General features: G+C 60.4%; 19 protein-coding genes. 8 read left to right on the top strand and 11 right to left on the bottom strand.

The genetic code is table 11. From position 1 onward, the window contains the following. Positions 1-38: 38 nt before the first annotated feature. A complete protein-coding gene (putA, locus tag ACR0AC_RS03820; protein WP_480871999.1) occupies positions 39-3437 on the bottom strand; it encodes a bifunctional proline dehydrogenase/L-glutamate gamma-semialdehyde dehydrogenase PutA in 3399 nt (1132 codons plus the stop codon). A gap of 103 nt (positions 3438-3540) precedes the next feature. On the opposite strand from putA, the gene ACR0AC_RS03815 reads away from it, so the two are divergent. Next, positions 3541-4026 carry a winged helix-turn-helix transcriptional regulator gene (locus tag ACR0AC_RS03815; protein WP_170622915.1) on the top strand — a complete coding sequence of 162 codons (486 nt, stop codon included), beginning with the start codon at positions 3541-3543 and terminating at the stop codon, positions 4024-4026. Between the two features lie 30 nt (positions 4027-4056). Continuing rightward, positions 4057-4623: a tetratricopeptide repeat protein gene (locus ACR0AC_RS03810; protein WP_170452557.1), complete on the top strand. Its 567-nt coding sequence runs from the start codon at positions 4057-4059 to the stop codon at positions 4621-4623. On the opposite strand, the gene ACR0AC_RS03805 is transcribed toward ACR0AC_RS03810, so the two are convergent. Together ACR0AC_RS03805 and ACR0AC_RS03800 are read right to left on the bottom strand one after the other, a co-directional pair. Next, positions 4620-5444 (bottom strand): IclR family transcriptional regulator, encoded by an 825-nt coding sequence (locus ACR0AC_RS03805; protein ID WP_480707766.1) that lies wholly within the window; start codon positions 5442-5444, stop codon positions 4620-4622. The genes ACR0AC_RS03810 and ACR0AC_RS03805 overlap by 4 nt on opposite strands. 111 nt (positions 5445-5555) lie before the next feature. Continuing rightward, positions 5556-6329, bottom strand: a complete 774-nt coding sequence (locus tag ACR0AC_RS03800) for a FadR/GntR family transcriptional regulator (protein WP_170622919.1) — start codon at positions 6327-6329, stop codon at positions 5556-5558. Between the two features lie 336 nt (positions 6330-6665). Here ACR0AC_RS03800 and ACR0AC_RS03795 point away from each other — a divergent pair, with 336 nt between their 5' ends. The 4 genes from ACR0AC_RS03795 to dld all read left to right on the top strand — a co-directional run bounded on the left by ACR0AC_RS03795 (position 6666) and on the right by dld (position 12795). After that, the gene (locus tag ACR0AC_RS03795) at positions 6666-7715 is read left to right on the top strand and encodes a TRAP transporter substrate-binding protein (protein ID WP_480871997.1); all 1050 of its coding nucleotides are present in this window, start codon (positions 6666-6668) and stop codon (positions 7713-7715) included. Positions 7716-7833: 118 nt separating this feature from the next. Next, the gene (locus ACR0AC_RS03790; RefSeq protein ID WP_170622923.1) at positions 7834-9897 is read left to right on the top strand and encodes a TRAP transporter large permease subunit; all 2064 of its coding nucleotides are present in this window, start codon (positions 7834-7836) and stop codon (positions 9895-9897) included. Positions 9898-9909: 12 nt separating this feature from the next. Beyond that, positions 9910-11061 carry an alpha-hydroxy acid oxidase gene (locus ACR0AC_RS03785; protein WP_170452549.1) on the top strand — a complete coding sequence of 384 codons (1152 nt, stop codon included), beginning with the start codon at positions 9910-9912 and terminating at the stop codon, positions 11059-11061. An 18-nt stretch (positions 11062-11079) separates the two neighbouring features. After that, entirely contained in the window at positions 11080-12795 is a 1716-nt protein-coding gene (gene dld, locus ACR0AC_RS03780) for a D-lactate dehydrogenase (RefSeq protein ID WP_480871995.1), read from the top strand. A 263-nt stretch (positions 12796-13058) separates the two neighbouring features. On the opposite strand, the gene gph is transcribed toward dld, so the two are convergent. Next, complete coding sequence (gene gph / locus ACR0AC_RS03775) at positions 13059-13721, bottom strand: phosphoglycolate phosphatase (protein WP_480871993.1); 663 nt, start codon at positions 13719-13721, stop codon at positions 13059-13061. 224 nt (positions 13722-13945) lie between these two features. On the opposite strand from gph, the gene hemP reads away from it, so the two are divergent. Both hemP and ACR0AC_RS03765 read left to right on the top strand, forming a co-directional pair. Then, positions 13946-14119 (top strand): hemin uptake protein HemP, encoded by a 174-nt coding sequence (gene hemP, locus ACR0AC_RS03770; RefSeq protein WP_170452542.1) that lies wholly within the window; start codon positions 13946-13948, stop codon positions 14117-14119. After that, a complete protein-coding gene (locus ACR0AC_RS03765) occupies positions 14116-14592 on the top strand; it encodes a hypothetical protein (RefSeq protein ID WP_170452540.1) in 477 nt (158 codons plus the stop codon). The genes hemP and ACR0AC_RS03765 overlap by 4 nt, the downstream gene beginning before the upstream one ends. Before the next feature lie 41 nt (positions 14593-14633). Here ACR0AC_RS03765 and ACR0AC_RS03760 read toward each other — a convergent pair whose 3' ends face one another. The 7 genes from ACR0AC_RS03760 to ACR0AC_RS03730 form a co-directional block, all read right to left on the bottom strand. Then, on the bottom strand, positions 14634-17732 hold the full coding sequence (locus tag ACR0AC_RS03760) for an aminotransferase class III-fold pyridoxal phosphate-dependent enzyme (RefSeq protein WP_480871991.1): 3099 nt from the start codon (positions 17730-17732) through the stop codon (positions 14634-14636). A 69-nt stretch (positions 17733-17801) separates the two neighbouring features. Then, positions 17802-18674: an NAD(P)-dependent oxidoreductase gene (locus tag ACR0AC_RS03755; protein ID WP_170452538.1), complete on the bottom strand. Its 873-nt coding sequence runs from the start codon at positions 18672-18674 to the stop codon at positions 17802-17804. A 96-nt stretch (positions 18675-18770) separates the two neighbouring features. Then, on the bottom strand, positions 18771-19160 hold the full coding sequence (cueR, locus tag ACR0AC_RS03750) for a Cu(I)-responsive transcriptional regulator (RefSeq protein WP_170452536.1): 390 nt from the start codon (positions 19158-19160) through the stop codon (positions 18771-18773). Further along, on the bottom strand, positions 19157-21628 hold the full coding sequence (locus tag ACR0AC_RS03745) for a heavy metal translocating P-type ATPase (RefSeq protein WP_480871989.1): 2472 nt from the start codon (positions 21626-21628) through the stop codon (positions 19157-19159). Before ACR0AC_RS03745 ends, cueR begins: the two co-directional genes overlap by 4 nt. A 141-nt stretch (positions 21629-21769) precedes the next feature. Next, complete coding sequence (locus ACR0AC_RS03740) at positions 21770-21931, bottom strand: hypothetical protein (protein WP_480871987.1); 162 nt, start codon at positions 21929-21931, stop codon at positions 21770-21772. 48 nt (positions 21932-21979) lie between these two features. Next, entirely contained in the window at positions 21980-22615 is a 636-nt protein-coding gene (locus ACR0AC_RS03735; RefSeq protein WP_480871986.1) for a pyridoxamine 5'-phosphate oxidase family protein, read from the bottom strand. Next, positions 22612-23076: a nuclear transport factor 2 family protein gene (locus ACR0AC_RS03730; protein WP_170632085.1), complete on the bottom strand. Its 465-nt coding sequence runs from the start codon at positions 23074-23076 to the stop codon at positions 22612-22614. The genes ACR0AC_RS03735 and ACR0AC_RS03730 overlap by 4 nt, the downstream gene beginning before the upstream one ends. Positions 23077-23182: the final 106 nt, after the last annotated feature.

The raw sequence follows: 23182 nt of genomic DNA, 5'->3' as shown, positions 1-23182 counted from the left end.
CGACGCTGGGCTTTTCAGGGCCCAGCGTCAAGGTCAGCTTATGCCGCACCGCCCAACAACGCGGCGTTGCCGCCTGCGGCTGTGGTATCGACGCAAACGTGACGCTCGCCCAGCACGCGGGCGCGGTCCGGCAGGCCGGGGATCAGCGGCAGGATCGGACCGTCGCGGCGGGACAGATGCTGTTCGACCTGACGTGCCGTATCCTCATCGCCCCACCACAGGACGCCTGAGATGTCAGTCAGGTTCTCAAGCCGGTGCAGGTCAAGCGAACCGGTTGCCTCAATCGCGGTTCCACCCAAGGCCAGAACCGCATCGGCCTGCGCGCGTGATGCTGTCGAACCGGGGCCAAGGCACAGGACCGGCGGTCGTGCAAACTCGGACAACCGGTTCGATTCCCCTGTCGGGCCGGGCAGGGATTGCGTCTGTACCGGGGCGGGTTTGCCTTTGGGTGCGGGCAACTCTGCCGGTGCATTCCAAGCCTCGGACGCCGTCTGACGATCCGGTGCGCAGAACCGGGCCATATAGTTGGGACCCCCCGCCTTGGGCCCGGTGCCCGACAGCCCCTCGCCACCGAAGGGCTGAGAGCCGACAATGGCCCCGATCTGGTTGCGGTTCACATAGACGTTGCCCGCATGGATCGCCTCGGTCACGTGCTGGACGCGGTCGTCGATACGGGTGTGCAGGCCGAAGGTCAGGCCATACCCTGTGGCGTTGATGTCCGCGATCACCTGATCGATCTCTTGCGCCTTAAAGCGGGCCACGTGCAGAACCGGGCCAAAGATTTCACGCTCAAGATCGGCGATGCCGCTGATTTCGATCAGGGTCGGGGCAATAAACACCCCCTCGGGCGGGGTACCGAGTTCCTTGAGAACGCGCCCCTCGGCCCGCGCTTTGGCGACGTGATCCGCAATGCCCTGACGCGCGGTTTCGTCGATCACCGGGCCGCAATCGGTTGAAATCAGCCACGGGTCGCCGACGCGAAGTGCGTCCATCGCGCCTTTCAGCATCGTCAAGACGTCGTCGGCGATGTCCTCTTGCAGATACAGGCAACGCAGGGCGGAACACCGCTGGCCTGCGGATTGAAACGCGCTTTCGATGATCGATTGCACCGCCTGTTCCGGCAACGCGGTGCTGTCGACGATCATCGCATTCAGCCCGCCGGTCTCGGCGATCAACGGCGTGCCGGGTCGCATGTTCTGCGCCATGGCCGAGCGGATTTTCAGCGCCGTTGCCGTCGATCCCGTGAAGGCCACGCCCGAGATGCGCGCATCTGAGGTCAGCGCCGCGCCCACCTCTGGCCCGCCGGGCAGCAGTTGCAGCGCATCACGGGGCACCCCGGCCTCGTGCAGCAGTTGAATGGCGCGATGCGCGATCAGCGGGGTTTGCGGCGCAGGTTTTGCCAGAACCGCGTTTCCGGTTGCCAGCGCTGCGGAAATCTGGCCGGTGAAGATCGCCAGCGGGAAGTTCCACGGGCTGATGCAGGTGAAAATCCCGGCAGGTTTGGCCGCAGGGATGTTGGCCGCATAGTAGCGCAGGAAATCCACCGCTTCGCGTAGCTCAGCCACCGCATCAAGCAGCGATTTCCCGGCCTCGCGGGCCAAAAGGGCGAACAGCTCACCGAAATGGGCCTCGTACAGATCAGCGGCCTTGTTCAGAACCTCAGTGCGTTGCGCGGCAGGGGCCTGCCAGGGGCTGGCCGAGGCCAAAGCCAGTTCGACATCTGCGGTGCTGGCGGGGGCAACCGCGCCGGGCTTGTCCTGAGGGTGCGCCGGATTGATCACAGGTTGATCCGCCGCGGGTTTGGCCTGTTCGGACAGCAGGGGCTGCGCATACCAGTGATGCGCCCGGAACCGGTCCCGCGCCGCGTCGATCTTGTCGAGCGTCGGTGTATGCCGCAGGTCAAACCCCTTGGAATTCGGGCGTTCCGGCAGAAACAGCTCCGGCCCGGTCGGAAGCGGTGTCGAGGCCGCCTGAACAGCGGTGAACGGGTCGGCGGCAACCTCTTCCGGCGGCACGGCCTCATCCACGATCTGGTTCACGAAGGACGAGTTCGCACCGTTTTCCAGCAAGCGCCGGACCAGATAGGCCAGAAGGTCACGATGCGCCCCGACGGGAGCATAGATGCGGCAGCGGGTCTTGTGCTTTTCCATGACCAGTTGATGCAGTGTCTCACCCATGCCGTGCAGGCGTTGGAATTCGAACGGCTGGTCCTCGGCGATATGAAGAATGGCGCTGACGGTGTGGGCGTTGTGGGTCGCGAATTGCGGATAAATGCGGTCGGTCATGCCCAGCAACTTGCGCGCATTGGCGACATAGGACACATCGGTTGCGGCCTTGTGGGTAAAGACAGGGAACCCATCGACCCCTTCGACCTGCGCACGCTTGATCTCGGTATCCCAATAGGCGCCTTTAACCAGACGGACCATCAGCTTGCGGTCATGGCGCTGTGCCATGTCATAGAGAGTGTCCAGCACCAACCCCGCACGCGGCCCGTAAGCCTGCACAACGATGCCGAACCCATCCCATCCGGCCAGCGCAGGCTCAGCCATGACCTCTTCGATCACTTGCAACGACAAGGACAGTCGGTCGGCCTCTTCGGCATCCACGTTCAAACCCATGCCAGCGGCTTTGGCCAAAAGGGCCAATGCGCGCAGGCGCGGCACCAGCTCATCCATGACACGCTCTTCCTGTGCCAATTCATAGCGCGGGTGCAGGGCGGACAACTTGACCGAGATGCCGGGGTTTGCGCGGATGTCGTCATGGGTGCACGCCTCGGCAATGGCGGCGATGGCGCGGGAATAGGATAGGTGATAGCGGGCGGCATCTGCCTCGGTGCGCGCTGCCTCGCCCAGCATGTCATAGGAATAGGTGTAGCCCTTGGCCTCCATCCCGCTGGCGCGGCCCATGGCGGATTGAATGGTCTCTCCCTGAACGAACTGCCGGCCCATTTCCTTCATGGCGCGGCCAACGGCCGTGCGAATGACCGGCTCACCCAGCCGTTTGATCGCCCCGCGCAGGGCGCTGACGGGGGACGCCTTGCCCTCATCCAGCACCTTGCCGGTCAGCATCAAAGCCCAGGTCGAGGCATTGACCAGCGAGGATGAGGACTGACCCAGATGCTTGCCCCAGTCCGAGGGCGCAATCTTGTCTTCGATCAGCGCGTCGATCGTGTCTGCATCCGGCACGCGCAACAGCGCCTCGGCCAGACACATCAGGGCCACGCCTTCGTCGGTCGACAGGCCGTATTCGGCCAGAAACACCTCCATCATCCCCGGCGAGGTGCTTGACCGGATGTCGCGGACAAGCTGGGCGGCGGCGGCGCAAATGACGGTGCGATCTGCGTCGGTCAGGTTTGCCGTGTCGATCAGGGACTGCAGCACAGATGACTGGTCCGCATAGGTTTGAGTGTCGATTAGGGTGCGCAGGCTGTGTGACATGAATCCTCCGGGCGTTTTTAGTAGTATATTCGTAAAAAATCAGGACAATCGCTTGAAGATTGAGATATCATGGGCCATTCGCCTGAAAATTGGGGTTTGAACGATGCAAATGCACTTTCCCGAACTGGATCGGTTCGACCGGTCCATCCTGCAAGCACTGGCCGAGGATGGGCGTATCTCGGTCGCGGATCTGGCCCGGCGGATCGGGTTGTCCAAATCTCCGACACAGGCGCGGTTGAAACGGCTTGAGGCGGATGGGGTCATCAAAGGCTACCGCGCGATGCTGGATCCGATCCGGCTGGGCCTGGATCACGTGGCCTTTGTCGAGGTACGCATGACGGACACGCGGGAAAAGGCGCTGGCCGAATTCAACGCCGCGGTTCGTAAGATCGCCGAGATTGAACAGGCCCATATGATCGCGTCGAATTTCGACTATCTGCTGAAGGTCAGGACCGGTTCCATGTCGGAATACCGGGCTGTTTTGGCCGAAAAGATCTCATCCCTGCCGCATGTGGCCAGCACATCGACCTTTGTCGCGATGGAGGCTGTAAAGGAAACCGGAATGCTGGGCGCACTGGACGCAACTTGACAGAACCTCATCCCGCGCCATCCTTGGATTATGCGACATCTACTCCAGGCAGCGATCATTGGGTGTGCGGTAGCGTCTGCGGCGACAGCACAGTCTTGCCCGGACGCGCCAGATCATATCGACGGCGTCAGTGACCTGATTGCGCAGACCCAAAAGGCCGGGTCCGAGACCGAGGCGCGCGTATTCTCCAGCCAGATGTGGGAGCTTTGGACCGATGCGCCCGATGCCAAATCCCAGACTATGCTGGATCGGGGCATGGCGCGGCGCGAGGCTTGGGACCTGATCGGGGCTTTGGACGAGTTGAACGCGCTAGTCGACTACTGCCCGCAATATGCGGAAGGGTACAATCAGCGGGCCTTTGTCAATTACCTGCGGCAGGATTACGGATCGGCGCTGCGCGACCTCGACATCGCGATTGAGCTGTCTCCGAACCATGTTGCGGCGATCAGCGGGCGGGCCTTGTCGCTGCTTGGCCTGAACCGGCTGGACGAGGCAAGAACCGCGCTAAAAGACGCGCTGGACCTTAATCCCTGGTTGTCGGAACGGGCCCTGCTGGCACCCGGCGGACCGTTGGACCCGCCCGGACAGGACATCTAATCAGGGTGCATCGGCCGCCCACCAACGGCGCGCGTGATTTCACGTGCAGCGGCTGAGACCAGATCGCCGAACCGATCAATCGTTTCCGAATTAAACCGCGCGGTTGGCCCGGACACGGACACTCCGGCGCAGGGCAGGTTTTGTTCGTTGAATATCACCGCGCCGATACAGGACATCCCAAGATAGCGTTCTTCGACATCATACGACCAGCCGCGCTGCCGGATAACCTGCAAATCCGCCTCAAGAGAGGCGACATCGCTGTGCGTGTGTTCAGTGAAGGCTTCGAGCGTTGATGAAGACAGCAGTTTCCGCACGCCATCGGGCTCCATCGCGGCCAGAATCGCCTTGCCCGTGCCCGAGGCGTACATGGGCGTCCGCGCACCCGGCGGAAAAAAGGCGCGGATCGGGTTCTTCGTCTCGATCTGGCCGACAAAGACCACGTCTCCGGCGTCTGGTACGGCCAGATTTGCGGTCTCGCCGGTCTCCTGCATCAGCCTGTGCATGATGGGTCGCGAGATTTCGACCACGTTGTTGCGTTTCAGAAAGGCGGCCCCGGCGCGATACGCCTCGATCCCGACCATCCATTCCTGCCGGTCTTCGTCAAAGCGCACAAAGCCGCGATTGGCGAGCGTGGCCAGTATGCGATGGGTGGTTGCGGTCGGCACGCCGGTCTCGCGGCTCAGATCCGTCAGAGTGCAGCGTTCCAGCCGGGCAACGGCGCTGAGGGTGCCAAGGGCGCGGTCCAGAGATTGCAGCGTCCCGGCCGAGCTTTCCTTGAACAGGGATTTCGGCCTGCCGCGCGGTCGTTTCGGTGTGTCCAATCCAGCCCCCTTATTGCGTTTCGGCAAAACCATAGGGGGCAGGCGGTATTTTTCATATAGTGGAAAATATTTTTATTTTTTGGTCGTTGAGTCGATCTTGGTCTCACTCAGTCACGTTGAGAGTATCCGCCGCTTTTCAGCCATCACCTCGCGCCGCTGTTGTTCGATGCCCAGCCGGAACGAGTCTTCCACGAAATCGATATGATCGAACGCGGCCTGTTCAGCGCGCTGCTCGTCCCCATCTATGACGGACTGACCAAGTTCCAGATGTTGGTCGAGCAGCTTCTTGCCCGAACCATCAATCGATTTCAAAAAGCTGCGGTTGTAGAAAACGCCCTGTTTGGTCAACTCGTAGATCGAGGCCATCATATGGATCAACGTGGCGTTCTGGCTGGCATCGACAATTGCGGCGTGCAGCGCAAAATCAGCCTCGCGCGATGCCTTTGCGTCATTCTCATGCCAGGCTCGTTCGTTTTCGGCCAGAATCTCGGCAATACGTTCCTTATCGGCCTTGGTCGCACGACGCGCGGCGAGACGGGCGGCAAAGCCTTCTTGCTCGCGCCGGTATTCCAGATAGTCGAAAAACGCAGGCTCGTGCCGTTCATAAAGGGCCAACAGGGCTGGCAGCATCGCTTGGCCGGTCAAAGCGGCAACAAAGGTGCCTTCCCCGTGTTGCGTGGTCACAAGGCCGCGTTCTTCCAGAACCGACAATGCCTCGCGCAGCTTCGGGCGTGACACGCGCAGCATCTCAGCCAGATCGCGTTCCGACGGCAGTTTGCGCCCCTGTTTCAGGATGCCCGAAGCAATCAGATCCTCGATCTGCGCAACCACTGCGTCAGCCAGCGATTCGTGTCCGACTGGTTCGAAAATCGCTTTGGTGGACATGCGTGTCGCCTCGCTTTGGGTGTAAAGAACGGGTCTATTGGTAAATAAATATAACCATCTGTTGGAAAAACTCAAGAAAACACGCTGTGCCTGATTTTTTGGGCGCAATTCATTCATTTAAATGCGATTTTCGGCGTGGCGGACGCTGAGGAAGCGCCCGTCGTCGATCAAATTAAATTGGGAAAGCTCCTGTAATTGCCTTGATGATCTTACCCACTGGTAAACAAAATTGTTGACTGGTTTGTAATGGTAAAGTTAGTTTACCACCGGAGAGGCGCTGGAAGAGCCTGCGCCGCTGATCGAGGCACTTGCCCGACCTACCCTGGAGGAGATTTCATGAAGAAGACCCTGACGAGCCTGGCCGTTGCTGCCAGCGTTCTGGCCGCACCAGCGATTGCCGCTGACAAGTTGTTGCTGAAAACCCCGATTGCCTTCTCGACCGAATTGCCGGGCCTGGGCTCGCCGATTCCGCGCGTGGCCGAGCAGTTGGAGCTGATGTCGGGCGGTACGCTGAAAATGAAGGTGTATGAGCCTGGCAAGCTGGTTCCGCCGTTCGAAATTCTGGACGCTGTGTCCACCGGCAAGATCAACTCGGGCTACACCACTGCTGGGTATTGGGCAGGTAAAATCCCCGCCGCGCCGCTGTTCTCGGCTGTGCCCTTCGGTCCCGAGGCAGGCGAATATATGGCATGGCTGTATTACGGCAACGGCATGAGCCTGTATCAGGAGATGTACGATCAGGCCGGCTACAACGTCCACGTCATCCCTTGCGCGGTTATTGCCCCCGAAACTTCGGGCTGGTTTGCGACCGAGATCAACTCGCCCGAAGACCTGAACGGTCTGAAGATGCGTTTCTTCGGTCTGGGCGGCAAAGTCATGCAGAAACTGGGCGTTGCGACCTCGTTGCTACCGGGTGGTGAGATTTTCCCAGCACTGGAAAAAGGCGCCATCGACGCGACCGAATTCTCGATGCCCGCGATCGATGCGCGTCTGGGCTTCCACAAGCTGGTCAAGTTCAACTATTTCCCCGGCTGGCACCAGCAGGCGACCGTGTTTGAGTTGATGATCAATAAGGACGTCTGGAACGAGACCAGCGATCGGCACAAGGCAATCATCGAAAACGCCTGTAAGGCCTCGATGGCGGACAGCTTTGCCGAAGGCGAAGCCATTCAGCACGCAGCGTTGATCGACAATGTCGAAAACAACGGTGTCACCATCAAGCAATGGTCGCCCGAGATGCTGGATACCTTCCGCGCGACCTGGGAAGAGGTTGCTGCTGAGGAAGCCGCAAACGACGCCTTCTTTGCCAAAGTCCTGGCCGACATGAACGAATTCCGTGATGGCTATGACCTGTGGAAGACCAACGCCTTCCTCCCGCGTCAGTAACCTTCCTGACTGACGCAACCGGGGCGGCGGCAACCGTGGCTCCGGTTCTTTGTTTCTGAATTTCGGACTTTCTAACCTTTCACCGCCCGCGCGCCGGGCTGCTGAGCGAGGAATGACCATGGCCACGCAAAAGAACCTCAACGATCCGGTCGAAGCCTATGAGGGCATCCTGGAACATCCCGAGACTGACCGCCAGAAAATCGCCGTGGCGATCGACACCAGCGTCAAGGCCGTAGGTCACGTGGTCATGTGGGCGAACGTCCTGCTGATGGCGGCGATCTTCTCTCAGGTCTCGCTGCGTTACCTGTTCAGCCAGAACTATCCCAAGCTGGATGAGATCCAGTGGCACTTTTACGGCATCGTCACGATGATCGGCATTTCCTACGCCCTGATCACCGACAGCCATGTGCGTGTGGACGTCTTGCATATGCAGCTGTCTCGCCGGGCGCAGCGGATCATCGAAGTGATCGGCATCCTGACCCTGCTGACCCCGTTCATCTATCTGATGATCGATCAGGGCTATGACTATTTCTACGAAAGCTTCCGCGTCAATGAACGGTCTGACAGCCCCACCGGTCTGCCTGCTCGTTGGGCGTTTAAGGCGGTCATTCCGATCAGTTTCATCCTGCTGGCGCTGGCCGCGCTGGCGCGGTTGATCCACGATGGACACGCGCTGCTTTATGGGCCGGCCTCGGAACGCAAAGGCGCGCCGCTGCGCCGTATTCTGCTGGTGCTGGCTGTCTTTGCCGCCGTTTGCGTGGGCCTGACGTTCCTTGTTGAGACGACCGAGGAAAAGCTGGTCATCGCGATGTTCCTGACCTTTATCGCGCTGCTGTTTACCGGCTATCCGGTGGCTTGGGTTCTGGCCGGTGTCGGTGTGGCCTACTGTGGTTTGGCCTACCTGTTCGACAATGATCTGATGTTGTGGACCGGATTGGAAAGCACGTTTACCGGGCTCGATTACCTGACCCTCGGCGCGGTGGTAAATCGTGTCTACGCGACCATGTCCAACGCGGTTCTGGTGGCGCTGCCGATGTTCATCTTCATGGGCCTGATGCTGGACGAATCCGGTGTGGCCGAGCGTCTGATGTCTTCGATGCAGCGCCTGTTCGGCACCGTGCGCGGAGGTCTTGCGATTACCGTGACTCTGATCGGGATCATCCTTGCGGCCTCGACGGGCATCATCGGTGCGTCTGTTGTGCTGCTGGGCGTGCTGTCGCTGCCGTCGATGATGCAGCAGAAATACCAGCCGACGCTGGCGGCGGGTGTGGTGTCGGCCTCGGGCACGCTGGGCATCCTGATCCCGCCGTCGATCATGCTGGTGATCATGGCTGACCAGATGGCCTTGTCTGTCGGAGACCTGTTCATGGCCGCTGTCTTCCCCGGCGTGATCATCGGTGGCCTCTACCTGACCTATATCTTCATCCTCGCGCTGGTGAAGCGCGACGCAGCCCCGGTGCCCGAGGGCGCAAAGGCCCCCGACTGGGCCGCCGTCAAGGACGTGCTGATCGCGGTCATCCCGACGCTGATGCTGATCCTCGCGGTTCTGGGGTCGATCTTTGCTGGTCTGACCACTCCAACCGAGGCCTCAGGTATCGGTGCGTTGGGTGCGACGCTGCTGGCGCTTGGCTATCGCAAGCTGAGCTTTGCGAAACTGTGGAACGTGCTGGTCTCGACCTTCAACACCACCGCCTATATCTTCGCGATCTTCCTTGGGGCGACTGTATTCTCCTACGTCCTGCGTGAATTGGGCGGCGACGAGTTGATCGAACACGTCGTGCAATCCACCGGGTTCGGAGCCAACGGCACCATCCTCTTCATCCTGTTCATCGTCTTCCTGCTGGGCTTTGTGCTGGACTGGATCGAGATCACGCTGATCGTGCTGCCCTTGATGCGCCCCATCGTGAACGGGTTGGGCATCGACATTCCCGGTTTTGGCGTTCTGGATGAACCGGCGCTGGTGTGGTTCGTCATCCTTGTCGCGGTGACGCTGCAAACCAGCTTTCTGACACCGCCGGTTGGCTTCGCCCTGTTCTACCTGAAAGGCGTGTGCCCGCCCGAGATCAAGCTGACCCACATCTACAAAGGCATTATCCCCTTTGTCCTGTTGCAGCTGACCGGCCTGGCATTAGTCTTCCTGTGGCCAACCCTAGCCACCTGGCTACCTTCGGTCGCTTACTAAGGAGCCTGCCTGATGCGCCTGACCCAATGTCATAACTTCCACGACTTCAGGCGGCTGGCCAAACAGCGGCTGCCGGGGCCGATCTTCAACTACATCGACGGTGGCGCGGATGATGAGGTGACGTATCGCGAAAACACCAACGCGTTCGACCGTTGCGACCTGCTGCCCTCGGTCCTGCGCGGGGTGAAGGACGTGGATATGTCGGTCACGGTGATGGGGCAAAAGCTGGACATGCCGGTCTATTGTTCGCCCACCGCCCTGCAGCGCCTGTTCCACCATCAGGGCGAACGCGCGGTGGCAGCGGCGGCTGAGAAATACGGGACGATGTTCGGGGTGTCCTCGCTGGGCACGGTCTCGCTTGAGGAGTTGCGGCAAAAGCACAAGAACCCGCAGGTCTATCAGTTCTACTTCCACAAGGATCGCGGGTTGAACTCGGCCATGATGCAGCGCGCCAAAGAAGCCGGTGTCGAGGTGATGATGCTGACCGTTGACAGCATCACCGGCGGCAATCGTGAGCGTGACCTGCGCACCGGGTTTTCCATCCCGTTCCGCCTGACGCTGGGTGGCATGATCCAGTTTGCGATCAAGCCGATGTGGGGGATCAACTATGTCACGCATGAGAAATTCCGCCTGCCGCAACTGGAAGAACACGTCGACATGGGCGGCGGTGCCAGTTCCATCGGCGGCTATTTCACCGACATGCTGGACCCGTCGATGAACTGGGATGACGTGGCGCAGATGGTGCGCGACTGGGACGGTCAGTTCTGCCTCAAGGGCGTCATGACCGTCGAGGATGCCAAACGCGCCGCCGAGATCGGCTGCACCGGCATCATCCTGTCGAATCACGGCGGGCGGCAACTGGACGGGTCGCGCACGCCGTTCGATCAACTGGCCGAGATTGTCGATGCGGTGGGTGACAAGCTGGACGTGATGATGGACAGTGGCATCCAACGTGGCACGCATGTGCTGAAGGCACTGTCGATAGGGGCCAAAGCTGTGGGCGTCGGACGGCACTATCTGTACCCGCTGGCCGCTGCAGGGCAGGCGGGGGTCGAACGCTCCCTTGGCTTGATGCGGGCCGAGATTGAACGCGACATGAAACTGATGGGCGTCACCAGCATCGATCAACTGAGCCGCGAGAACATCCGTTTTCGCAACGTATAGAACGGGCCGGAGGCTGCCATGACCAATGACGCGCTGATCAAACATTTCCGTTCCATCGTCGGATCGCGCCACGTCCTGACAGGCGAACGCGCGACCGAACGGTTCCGGCGCGGCTTCCGCTCGGGCGAGGGGGAGGCGCTGTGCGTCATTCAACCCGGTTCTTTGTTGGAACAGTGGAAGGTGCTGCAAGCCTGCGTTGCCGCCGACAAGATCGTCATTATGCAGGCGGCCAATACCGGACTGACCGAGGGGTCGACCCCTTCGGGCAGTTATGATCGCGATGTGGTGCTGATCAACACGCGGCGGATGGATGCTCTGGTACCCCTGAATGATGGCGCGCAGATCGTCAGCTTTCCGGGCGCCACCCTATTTGCATTGGAGAAACTGCTGGCCCCGCTTGGGCGCGAGCCGCATTCGGTGATCGGATCATCCTGTATCGGCGCGTCGATTGTGGGTGGCGTCTGCAACAACTCGGGCGGTTCGCTGGTTGAACGCGGGCCGGTTTATACGGAACTGTCCGTCTATGCCCGGATCACCGAACAGGGCGAGTTGGAACTGGTCAACCATCTGGGCATTGATCTGGGCGAAACGCCCGAAGAAATCCTTGCCAATCTCGATGCAGGACAGTTCGAGCGCAATCCGGGGGCGACGAACAAGCGCGCCTCGGCCAGCGACTATGCGCAGATCGTGCGGGACGTCGATGCCGAAACGCCTGCGCGGTTCAACGCCGACAAGGCCAAACTGTTCGAATCCGCCGGATCCGCCGGAAAATTGGCGGTGTTTGCCGTGCGTCTTGATACCTTCCCCAAGAACAAGGCCGAACAGGTCTTCTATATCGGAACCAACGACCCCGAGGATCTGGCAGACTTGCGTCGACATATCCTGTCCGAGTTCCAGTCTCTGCCGGTATCCGCCGAATACATGCAGCGTGAGGTATTCGACATCACCGCGAAATACGGCAAGGACACGGTGGTGATGATCGACAAGCTGGGCACAGATCGGCTGCCATTCTTCTTTGCCATGAAGGGGGCCGTGGATGCCCGTTTACGCCGCATTCCGTTCCTCAGCAATTTTACCGACAGGTTCATGCAAATGGCGGTGTCGATTTGGCCGCGCGTCCTGCCCAAACGAATGACGCAATTCCGGGACAAGTACGAACACCACCTGATCCTGAAGATGAAAGAGGGTGGCATCGCCGAGGCCGCCAGTTGGTTGCCGGAATTTCTGAAAGACCGTGATGCGGATTTCTTCGAATGCGACGCGCGCGAGGCCAAGATTGCCGGTCTGCACCGGTTTGCCGCCGCGGGTGCCGCCGTGCGCTATATGGCCATCCATGCCAATGAGGTTGAAGACATCATCGCGCTGGATGTCGCCCTGCGCCGCAACGATAGGGAATGGTTGGAAAAACTGCCCCCCGAGATCGAGGATCAACTGGTCCACAAACTCTATTACGGCCACTTCATGTGCCACGTGATGCATCAGGATTACGTGGTCCGGAAGGGGGCAGATCCCAAGGCGCTTAAGGCTGCGATGCTGGAGCTGTTCGATCAGCGCGGGGCGGAATACCCGGCAGAACACAATGTTGGTCACCTGTATAAGGCCAAGCCCGATCTGGCAGCACATTACACATGCTGCGATCCGACCAACTCGTTCAATCCGGGTATCGGGAAAATGTCGAAGGCAAAACACTATCAGGATCAACGCGGTGTGAATTCTGCCGCGCAATCGGACTAAGGCTCGCAGAAGTCGCGGAACGAGCGTGAACAGCATCCTGTTCGCCGGTTCGACCTGATTGATACTGCGGGACCGTCGCAGGTATCCAAAGCAGCCTTTTTCAACTTTTTTGTTTCTCTACGGGAAACCCCCAATTTCGCCGCGAAAAGGGATTCGTTAGAACGAACCCAACCACAGGTCGCGCGCGACCAAACAGTTTTTCCCCGATGAGGGGCTGGTCACTACCCCCTCGGCCGGCCCCTCAATAATTTTTGGGCGTGGGTTTACTGTGCCTTTTCCAGCATCCGAGTAACCAGCGCCGGCAATTCTGTTGCGCTGTCATAGGCAACGGTGTGCGGAATCTCCGCGACCGGCGATTTTCGGTAGCCTTGGGTAAACAGCAAAAACGGAATCCCCGCCCGGTCCGAGGTTTCTGCATCCACTTCGCTGTCCCCGACAAACAGGCGTGGCCCTGCGACGCCTAGCGCGTCAAAGCTGGCGAACAGGTGGCTGGGGTCGGGTTTTCGTGTGTTCAGAGTGTCGCCACCAAGGATCGCATCGAAGAAAGGTGACAGGTTCAGCGCATCCAGAATGTGACGGGCCGGGACCTCAGGCTTGTTGGTACAGACGCCAAGGGTGCATCCCATGCGTTTGAGGTCGTCCAACGCCTCGGGAATGCCATCATAGGGCACAGTCGTTTTGCTGGCCCCGGCATTGTAATGGGCCAGCATCACCTTGGTCAGTTCACTATGGCGGTCCATTGGCAGGTTATAGTGCCGGATCATGCGCTCGACCAGCTTGGGCAGACCGTTTCCGACGAATCGACCGATGACCTCTGTGGGCAGGGGCGGCAGGCCGACATCGTCCAGCGTCCGGTTCGCTGCTGCCACGATATCGCCGAGGCTGTCGACCAGAGTTCCGTCGAGGTCAAATACAACCGCTGCCATCACTGAATACCTACCTAATTGCTGAATTTGTCAAAGACTTATCGTGGCTTGGCGCTGGTCGCAAACCGGCAAATGCTCGCGCGTGCAAACAGGGCACTTGACATACCTTACTAAAATAATCAGATTAAGCACAGGAACAGAGAGCCAGCCCATTCTCGGGTCAGCCAGAGTAAGAAACCGCGAACAAACAAGGCCGTTTGCCTGAAAACTTCTGGAGTTGACCGATGAACGCGCAGACCCCGACCCCGAACCCTACTCAGTCCTATGCCGTGTCCATGCTGCCTTCGCACAAAGCCGAAGAGCTGACAAAGGGCGGTAACCTGGCCCATATCGAGCTGGGCGATCAAATGTATACCCTGCGCATCACTCGCGCGGGCAAATTGATTCTCACGAAATGAGCGCGCCGACGTCGCGGGGTGGGGCGTCCGTTGGCCGGTTGTCCGACCTCGACCCGATCGAAGCAGGTGCCGTTATGTATCTGCGGCTTTGGGGCGATGGCCCCAAGGGCCGTGCCGATGCCGCAAGTGATTTCGACATTGCGCTGGGCGCGGATCAGGGCCGGGCGGCGATGCTGACGCTGGATCGGCTGTGCTCGCTTTGTGCCCATCACGGTCGCCGACCGCTGGTGCGGCATGGGTTGGGATGCGGATGCCTGGGCGCGGATGAAAACTGTTTCGCGCAAATGATCGGCGCGGCAGCCGAAGGCGCGCGCGAGGATGCGATGATGATGGCATCCCTGATCGTGCGTCCGGATTTTGCCCCGGCTCTGGCATCACTGTCCGAGGAACTGGGCCTGACCCTGCGGCGCATGATGACGGCCATTCCGATGCAGACCACCGGCCACCAGACCCCCTCGACCGTGTTGCATTAAGCGACGCGGTAAACCCCGGCTTAACGGCCGGGGTTACTTTGTCAGCAGCTGCCACATGCCGCGTGATGGTGGTCGTGATCGCAAACCTGCGCCGGGGTGAAATCACCGATCTCTGACAACACATCCCTCAGCGCGAACAGAATCATATCCACATCCTCGGCCTCGATGGTCAGCGGCGGGCGGATTTTTAGGATATTGTCCTTTGGCCCCTCACTGCCAATCAGGATGCGGTGGTCACGCATCCGGTTCTTGACGTATTTGCAGATTTCAGTGCCTTCCGAGCCGTCGGGGTTGATCAACTCCACCCCCAGAAACAGCCCCATCCCGCGAACATCTCCGACACATCCGAAATCAGATTCGATCTGGCGCAACCCGTCGATCAGCCGCGCACCCATCAGGCGCGCATTCTCCTGCAGGCCTTCGTCATCGACGATATCCAGCACCTCTTTGCCGATCCGGCAAGACAGGGTCGAGCCGCCAAAGGTCGAGAAAAACTCGATCCCGTTGTCAAAGCTTTGGGCGATCTCTTTGGTGGTGACCACAACGCCCAGAGGGTGGCCGTTTCCGATGGGCTTGCCCATCACCACGATGTCCGGCAACGCGCCCTGATGCTCAAAACCGAAATAGTAGTCACCCAGACGACCCAGCCCGGTTTGCACCTCATCCGCGATGCAAACACCCCCAGCAGCGCGAATTTTCTCATAAACGGCAGGCAGATAGCCCTTGGGCGGAATGATCTGCCCCCCGACCGAGGGGAAGGTTTCTGCGATGAACCCGGCAAGCCCATGGCCTTTGCTTTGCAACGCGGTGATCGCCGGATCGACGAAATCGGCGAACTTCTGGGCGCGGTCCGGATCATCGCGCCGGAACGATCCGCGATAATCATCCGCGACCTCGACCAGTTCAACCCAATCCGCCTGACCAACCCCGCCGGGTTTGTTGAACTTATAGGCCGAGATTGCCACCGCCGCGTTGGTATTGCCGTGATAACCATGATCCGGCGTCACGATCCCCTTGGCCCCGGTATGGGCGCGGGCCAGCCGCAGGGCCAGTTCGTTGGCCTCGGTGCCGGAATTGACGAAGAAACAGACCTCAAGGTGATCGGGCAGTTTCGACAAGACCTTATCGGCAAACGCCGTCTGTGCCGGATGCAGATACCGCGTGTTCGAGTTCATGCGCTTCAACTGATCCGCCGCAACGGCCTGAATGCGAGGATGCGCATGGCCCACATGGGGGACGTTGTTATACGCGTCCAAATAGGGGCGACCCCATTCGTCGAACAGATGGTGCTTCCACCCGCGCACCAGCATGACCGGATCATCATAGGTCAGCGACAGGTTGCCGCCGAAATGATCATGGCGGCCTTGCAGAATGGCCTGCTTGTCGGTCGGTTGATAAAGCACCTTGTCATCCGGCAAGTTCAACAACGCGGCGGGGTTCGGGCAGACCGCGTGCCACAGGAACATCTCGTCCGGGTCGCCCACGCCGGGCCAGTCGGCCTCCATCCCAACCGTTGTCAGCGCCAATTGGAAATGCACATGCGGGGCCCAGCCGCCATTCTGGCTGGCATCGCCAAGCTGTGCGAAGGCCGCGCCCTGCGCCACGGGATCGCCCGGTTTCAGCCGATCACAGACCTCGGGGTCCAGATGACCGTAGAGGGTGTAGAACGGATCGCCTTGGGGCGTTTCATGGCGCAGGATCACCACGCCGCCATAATCCAGATGGCTGTCCCGCTTTTCGACCACTTCGACCCGCCCACTGACAGGCGCGTGCAATGCGGTGCCTGCCGGGGCAAAGACATCCACCGCCAGATGCACTGTCCGCCGGTCGGACGCCTTCCACGGGCCTTTGCGAAACCCCGGTTCCGCATAAATCAGCCGCGGTTCGTTGTAATATCCGAGCCAGAACCCGTCTCCGAACTCTTCCCCGACCCGCGCTGCCTCTTCCAAAGGCATGTGGAACGGGTTTTGCGGCCAGGTCGAGTTTTCCACCGACAGCGAGCCCATGGGAACCTCGCCAAGGTCCTGTCCGAACATCTGGGCAAAGTGACCGCGATGTGCCGCCAGATAGGCGTGAACACGTTCGGCCCCGTCGGTGACCGGCACGTGACATGCGGCGCGCAGACGTGCTGGCATCAAGCCGCCATTGACCGCAGCGTTTTCCAGAAACCGCCACGCCGGAGCCTGTGAAATCGTCACATAGGGATCATCCGGGTTTTCCGCCGCCATCAGGGTCGAGTTCACCACGGACACAGCCAGCCGCATCCGCAGAAGTGGCCAGATCAGATCAAGCTCCTGCGGGCTCAGACGGTTCGCGGCGTGATAGCCGCGCACCAACGCTGTCAGGGCGCGTTCGGGTTTCGGGTGATCCAGCACGACATAGGCACCGGCAATGGCCAGGTCGCACACGCGGGGCGCTGCGCACATATCACCCAGATCGATCAGGCCCGTGACGGTCTGGCCCTGACCCAGCGCGCCATCGACCAGAACATTGTAATCGTTGGCGTCGTTGTGAATGGCCTGTCTCGGCAGGCTCGCAAGCGTGTCCGAAATGGCGTCGAACCCGGCGACGATTTCGCCTAGCAATCTGCGCCGGTCTTCATCCTGAATGACGCCCAGTTGATCCGCGATCCAACCGGTCTGCGTCAGATCCCACTTGAACCCTGCCCGATCCAACCCGTCATGCGCGAAGCCTTCCAACGCCCGATCCGTCGCGCCAAGAACGCGCCCCAACCTCAGGATCAATTCCTCGCTTTTGGGCGCGGCTTGCGCGTAACACTCGCCGGGCAAGCACTCAAGCAGCCAGACCAAACGGGATGCACCGGTTTCGTCCTGAATCTCCGGCAAAACGTCGCCATTCAAATCCGCAAAGACCTTTGGGAAGGGCAGGCCCGGGGCCGTCGCGGCAATATGCTCCAACGCCTTGATCTGCAGATCCACCAAACCGCGAGCGCAGCCGGGGCGCATGACCTTCAGAATGTAATCCTGACCGTTTTTCGCCTGCACCAGAAAGTTCAGATCATACTCACCATCCAGCCGCGTCAAACGCGCCTCAAGCCCCCAGTGCAGCCGCAACGCAGTTGCCCAGAACACAGTCATATCGCTCATACCCTGTTCGTCCGACACCAGGATCCCCTTCATCTGGCTGAAAATATCTTCGGGGGGAGACGCGCCCTCAGGCGCGGCGGGGGGCAGACAGCCCCCCTGACCTCAGTCCAGCGCGCGCAAACGCTTGAACAGCGAGGACGTGTCCCACCGACCGCCGCCCAGCTTTTGCACATCCTTGTAGAACTGGTCGACCAAAGCCGTCACCGGCAGGGAGGCCCCGGTTTCATTCGCCGTCTCCAGACAGATCCCCAAATCCTTGCGCATCCAGTCCACCGCAAATCCATGATCGAAATGATCGTCCAGCATGGTTTCATAGCGGTTCGCCATCTGCCAGCTGCCCGCAGCACCCTGGCTGATCACCTCAACGACCGAGCGCCCATCCAAGCCGGCCTTTTCGGCAAAATGCAACGCTTCGCTCAGGCCCTGAACCAGACCGGCAATGGCAATCTGGTTGCACATCTTGGTCATCTGCCCCGCGCCGCTGTCACCGATCCTGCGGCAGATCTTGGAATAGACCTGCATGATTGGTTCAGCCGCATCGTAAGCCACCTGATCGCCGCCACACATGATCGACAATGCGCCATTCTCGGCACCCGCCTGACCGCCCGAGATCGGGGCGTCCACAAAGGCAATCCCCTTGCTTTGCGCCGCGGCATACAGCTCGCGTGTGACCTTGGCGGACACGGTGGTGTGATCAACGAATGTTGCACCTTCGGCCATGCCGTGAAAGGCGCCGCCCTCGCCGGTGCAGACCATGCGCAGGTCGTCGTCATTGCCGACGCAGGCCATCACGAAATCTGCGCCCTTAGCAGCGTCTTGCGGGGTGATCGCCATCGCGCCGCCATGTTGGGCAACCCAGGCTTCGGCCTTTGCGGCTGTCCGATTGAAAACGGTCACCTCATGACCCGCCGCCTGCAAATGTCCGGCCATTGGATAGCCCATGACGCCCAAACCCAGAAACGCAACTTTTGCCATTTGGTGATCCTCTCTGCTGACCGGCCCCGTATCATTCAGCGGGCCGGAGTGTTGGTCAGAGACAAAGCAAAGCTGCGCCCAAAGGGCAACCCCGCGTCATGCCTTGCCGCCCAGATCCTGAAGGATCGGGCAGTCGGGGCGATCATCCCCTGCACAGGCGTCGATCAGGTGACTCAGCGTGTCGCGCATGGCCTTCAGGTCCGCGATCTTGGCATCGATCTGCGCCAGATGATCGCGGGCCACCCGTTTGACATCCGCACTGGCCCGCGTTTCGTCTTCGTAAAGCGCCAGCAGGGTGCGGCAGTCTTCGATGGTGAACCCCAAAGCGCGGGCGCGGCCCAGAAAGGTCAGCTTGTGCAGGTCCTGAGGGCGGAAGACCCGGTACCCATTGTCGTCGCGCAGGGGTTTGATCAGAGCAATCTCTTCGTAGTAGCGGATGGTTTTGGCGGGCAGGCCGGTTTGGGCAGCGACATCTCCGATATTCATGCGCGGACCTCCTTGGATGTCGCCTTTGCGTTATCAGGCAGATCCGCGCGCACCCGCCGCAGGCGCAGCGCGTTCGAGACGACAAAGACACTGGACAAGGCCATCGCCCCTGCGGCCAAGGCCGGGGACAGCAAGTGACCCCCAAACGGATAGAGAACCCCCGCTGCAACCGGGATCAGAAGGATGTTATATCCAAAGGCCCAGCCCAGATTCTGCCGGATGTTACGCATTGTGCGGCGACTGATTTCAACGGCATTCGCAACACCGCGCAAATCGCCGGACATCAGAACGACGTCCGCAGTCTCAATCGCTACGTCTGTGCCGGTGCCTATGGCGACACCTATGTCGGCTGCAGCAAGGGCAGGGGCGTCGTTGATGCCGTCGCCGACGAAAGCCAGGGAGCCAAACCGGTCCTGCAATGATTGTATCGCGTCCCGTTTCCCATCCGGCAGGACTTCGGCCGTGACATGGTCGATACCCAAACGGTTCGCCAATGCCCTCGCCGTACGGGTGTTGTCGCCGGTGACCATCGCCAACGTCAAACCGGCCTCGCGCAGACGCGCCAAAGCCTCGGGCGTGCCGGGTTTGATTGGGTCGGAAACATACAGCGCTGCCGCCAGCCGCCCTTCAATCGCCACGAAAAGCGGCGTTGCGCCTTCGGTGGCGCGGGCGTCGGACTCGGCTTGCAGGTCGTCAAGGTCAAGGCCTTGCTGCTGCATCAGGGTCTTGGATCCGATCAGAACGCGCCGACCTTCGACCACGCCCCGCACCCCGAGGCCCGTCAGGGATTGAACCTCGGAGGCATCGGGCAAATCTGCGGGACCGGCGCGCGTGATTGCCGATGCGATCGGATGCTCTGAACGTGCTTCCAGCGCCGCAGCCAAACGAAGCACCTGGGTCGGATCGAATCCGGTTGTCGTTGTAATGTTGTCGAATTCTGGACGGCCCAGTGTCAACGTACCGGTCTTGTCCAGTGCGATCACCTTTGCCTGTTGCAATTGCTGCAACGCATCGCCCTTGCGGAACAGCACGCCCAGCTCGGCTGCACGGCCGGTGCCGACCATGATCGAGGTCGGTGTTGCCAGACCCATGGCGCACGGGCAGGCGATGATCAGGACCGAGACCCCGGCCACCAGCGCCAGCGGCAAAGAGGGCGCAGGCCCGAATAGCAACCACATAAGGACGGTCAGAACAGCGACAGTAATGACGGCCGGAACAAAGCGATAGGTGATCCGGTCCACCAGCCCCTGAATTGGCAGTTTGGCCCCCTGCGCCTGTTCCACCAAACGAATGACCTGCGCCAGAACTGTATCGGCCCCGACACGCGTGGCCTGCACCCGCAGAGCACCGGTTCCGTTCACGGTGCCCCCAACAACCGGATCGCCGGGTGATTTGCCGACCGGAACGGGCTCGCCTGTGATCATGCTTTCATCCACAAACGTAGAGCCCTCCAACACCTGCCCATCGACCGCGATGCGTTCACCGGGTCGAATTTGCAGGATGTCGCCCACAGTGATTTCGGCAATGGGGCGGTCGACAGCAGCGCCGCCCTGTTCAACTCGCGCGGTTTTGGGCTGCAGCCCGATCAGCTTGCGAATGGCTGCGCCGGTTTTGCCTTTGGCGCGCGCCTCCATCCAGCGGCCCAGAAGGATCAGAACCACGATGACGGCGGCGGCTTCGAAATACACATTTGCTGTGCCCTGCGGCAGCACGCCTGGGGTAAAGGTCGCGGTCACCGAATAGAGGTAGGCGGCACCGGTTCCCAACGCGACCAGCGCGTTCATATCCGGCGTTCCGCGCAGCAGGGACGGGATGCCTTTTCGATAGAACACCCGCCCGGGACCGATCAGCAAAACCGTTGTCAGCGCGAATTGAATCAACTGACTGGTTTGCGCGCCAATGGTGCCGTGCACCCAGTGGTGGAAGGCGGGGATCATGTGCCCGCCCATCTCAAGAATGAACACCGGTGCCGCAAGCAGCGCGGCCAGCAGCGTGGTCTGTTTCAGCTTCTGCGCCTCATCATCCTGCGTCGCGGGGGCAGTGCCATTCTGCCCCTCGATCCGGGCCGGATAACCAAGATCGGCCGCGACCCGTGCCAGTGTCGCGGGCGTGGTGGCATCCTCAAGATAAGTCACCCGAGCCGCCGCGGTCGCCAGATTGACATCAGCAGTCAAAACACCTGCGGTCGCGGCAAGCGCACGTTCGATTTTTGCCACGCAAGAGGCGCAGTTCATCCCGGTGAACGCAAGGACAGTCTGTTCGATCGCCGCAGGATAACCGGCATCATCCAGCGCTGCGGTCAGCGCCGTAACCGGACCCGTGGTTACGACCTGCGCAGTGTGGGTTGCAAAGTTGACCGAGGCGGACTCGACGCCTGTAACACCGTTCAACGCAGCTTCGGCCCGCGCAACGCAGGAGGCGCAGTTCAGTCCGGTGATCTTGATCTGTATTGGTTCAGGCTGTGCCATGCGACTCGTCTCGGAACTATCTTTGCCCTCCACATGAGGGTTCCAGTGACTGGAAGGTCAAGGGGCGCGCCATGGATTTTCGCGGAAATCAGGCGTCAATGCAGTTGGGGCATTCGGAAGTGCGTCTGACGAGGTGCACCGTCAGTTTTCCAGCAAACGGTCCAGCAACAATGTCTGTTCGCCCGTCGCAGGCTGTGTCCGGACCGCATTCGGGGAGGCAAAAAAACCATAGAGGACAACAAGCAAGGCGCAGCCGACACCTGCAAGCGCGATCAAGGCGATATTCATCGTTGAACGTAGCATGGTAGTCCGTCCTCCGTCAGCGAAGGTGATTTGAAGGGTTTCTGCGACCTAATCCGATTGGGCCAGTGCTTGTTTCAGCCGTTCATTTTCAGCCTGCAACTGCGCCAGTTGCTGTCCCAAAGCGTTCAGATGCGGGCGCAGTTCAGCCTCGGTATAACGGGGCGTGATATGGCTGGGGCAATTCCAGTCCAGCGCCTCGACCCGGATGATCACGGCGCGTTCGGCGCGTGTGGTGGCCCCGTCGGGATACAGGCTGGTTGTGGCCGCCTCGCCTTCGGTAAACTCCACACGCCCCAGAATCTTAAGACGGCGCTGATTGGCGTATTCCATCAGGATCATCGCAATGCGGTCGTTCCCGTCCAGATTCCCGCGCGAGATATACTGTTTGTTGCCGGAAAAATCGGCGTAGCCGATGGTCTGAGCCCCCAGCACCTTCAGGAACCCGACAGGGCCGCCGCGATACTGAACATAAGGCCATCCGGTCTCGGACACGGTGGCCTGATAGAACCCGTCCCGCGCTGTGATAAACGCTTTTTCCGCATCGCCGATCAGGTGGCCTTGCTGTGGGCCACCTTCGGTAAACTTGGCATAGGTTGTTGCCGATCCCATCCGTTCCTGATGAGCGCGAACGGCTGGGGTGAAGGTCAGTTCGGAAAAGGCGCGCGGCATGGTTTGTACTTTCACAAACCCAAGTCTGACAGCCCCGGATGGTCTTCTGGGCGTTCACCCTGCGGCCAGTGAAACAGGCGGTCATCCTCTGTGATCGGCAAATCGTTTAACGAGGCGTGACGATGCGACATGCGCCCGTCCTCGGCAAATTCCCAATTCTCATTGCCATAAGACCGGAACCACTGACCGCTGTCATCGTGCCATTCATAGGCATAGCGCACCGCAATGCGATTGCCGGAAAAGGCCCAAAGCTCTTTGATCAGGCGATAGTCCAGTTCCTTGCGCCACTTGCGGGTCAGGAAAGCGTGGATGTCGGCGTGGCCGGACAGGAATTCGGCCCGGTTCCGCCATTGGCTGTGTTCGGTATAGGCCGGGGTCACGACATCTGCGTCACGGGAATTCCAGGCGTTTTCGGCCATACGAACCTTTTGCGTGGCGGTTTCGACGGTGAAGGGCGGCAGCGGTGGTCGGGACATTTTCGGGTGCTCTTTCAGACGAGTGCTGCGGCGATCATCGCCAGGGTCAACAGGACCGGCAGATATTGTGGCGGAACAAGGTTGGCGTGTCGTTTCATCGGTCAAA

The sequence above is a fragment of the Ruegeria sp. H7 genome (genome assembly GCF_056532945.1).
This window is presented reverse-complemented; position numbering and strand designations above follow the sequence as displayed.

Coding starts and splice junctions, on each gene's coding strand:
- cueR (WP_170452536.1), bottom strand. CDS start 19,160: ATGAATATCGGAGATGTCGCTGCCCAAACCGGCCTGCCCGCCAAAACC.
- ACR0AC_RS03730 (WP_170632085.1), bottom strand. CDS start 23,076: ATGTCCCGACCACCGCTGCCGCCCTTCACCGTCGAAACCGCCACGCAA.
- ACR0AC_RS03790 (WP_170622923.1), top strand. CDS start 7,834: ATGGCCACGCAAAAGAACCTCAACGATCCGGTCGAAGCCTATGAGGGC.
- ACR0AC_RS03740 (WP_480871987.1), bottom strand. CDS start 21,931: ATGCTACGTTCAACGATGAATATCGCCTTGATCGCGCTTGCAGGTGTC.
- ACR0AC_RS03760 (WP_480871991.1), bottom strand. CDS start 17,732: ATGAAGGGGATCCTGGTGTCGGACGAACAGGGTATGAGCGATATGACT.
- ACR0AC_RS03815 (WP_170622915.1), top strand. CDS start 3,541: ATGCAAATGCACTTTCCCGAACTGGATCGGTTCGACCGGTCCATCCTG.
- putA (WP_480871999.1), bottom strand. CDS start 3,437: ATGTCACACAGCCTGCGCACCCTAATCGACACTCAAACCTATGCGGAC.
- ACR0AC_RS03795 (WP_480871997.1), top strand. CDS start 6,666: ATGAAGAAGACCCTGACGAGCCTGGCCGTTGCTGCCAGCGTTCTGGCC.
- ACR0AC_RS03755 (WP_170452538.1), bottom strand. CDS start 18,674: ATGGCAAAAGTTGCGTTTCTGGGTTTGGGCGTCATGGGCTATCCAATG.
- ACR0AC_RS03810 (WP_170452557.1), top strand. CDS start 4,057: ATGCGACATCTACTCCAGGCAGCGATCATTGGGTGTGCGGTAGCGTCT.
- dld (WP_480871995.1), top strand. CDS start 11,080: ATGACCAATGACGCGCTGATCAAACATTTCCGTTCCATCGTCGGATCG.
- ACR0AC_RS03785 (WP_170452549.1), top strand. CDS start 9,910: ATGCGCCTGACCCAATGTCATAACTTCCACGACTTCAGGCGGCTGGCC.
- ACR0AC_RS03765 (WP_170452540.1), top strand. CDS start 14,116: ATGAGCGCGCCGACGTCGCGGGGTGGGGCGTCCGTTGGCCGGTTGTCC.
- hemP (WP_170452542.1), top strand. CDS start 13,946: ATGAACGCGCAGACCCCGACCCCGAACCCTACTCAGTCCTATGCCGTG.
- ACR0AC_RS03800 (WP_170622919.1), bottom strand. CDS start 6,329: ATGTCCACCAAAGCGATTTTCGAACCAGTCGGACACGAATCGCTGGCT.
- gph (WP_480871993.1), bottom strand. CDS start 13,721: ATGGCAGCGGTTGTATTTGACCTCGACGGAACTCTGGTCGACAGCCTC.
- ACR0AC_RS03745 (WP_480871989.1), bottom strand. CDS start 21,628: ATGGCACAGCCTGAACCAATACAGATCAAGATCACCGGACTGAACTGC.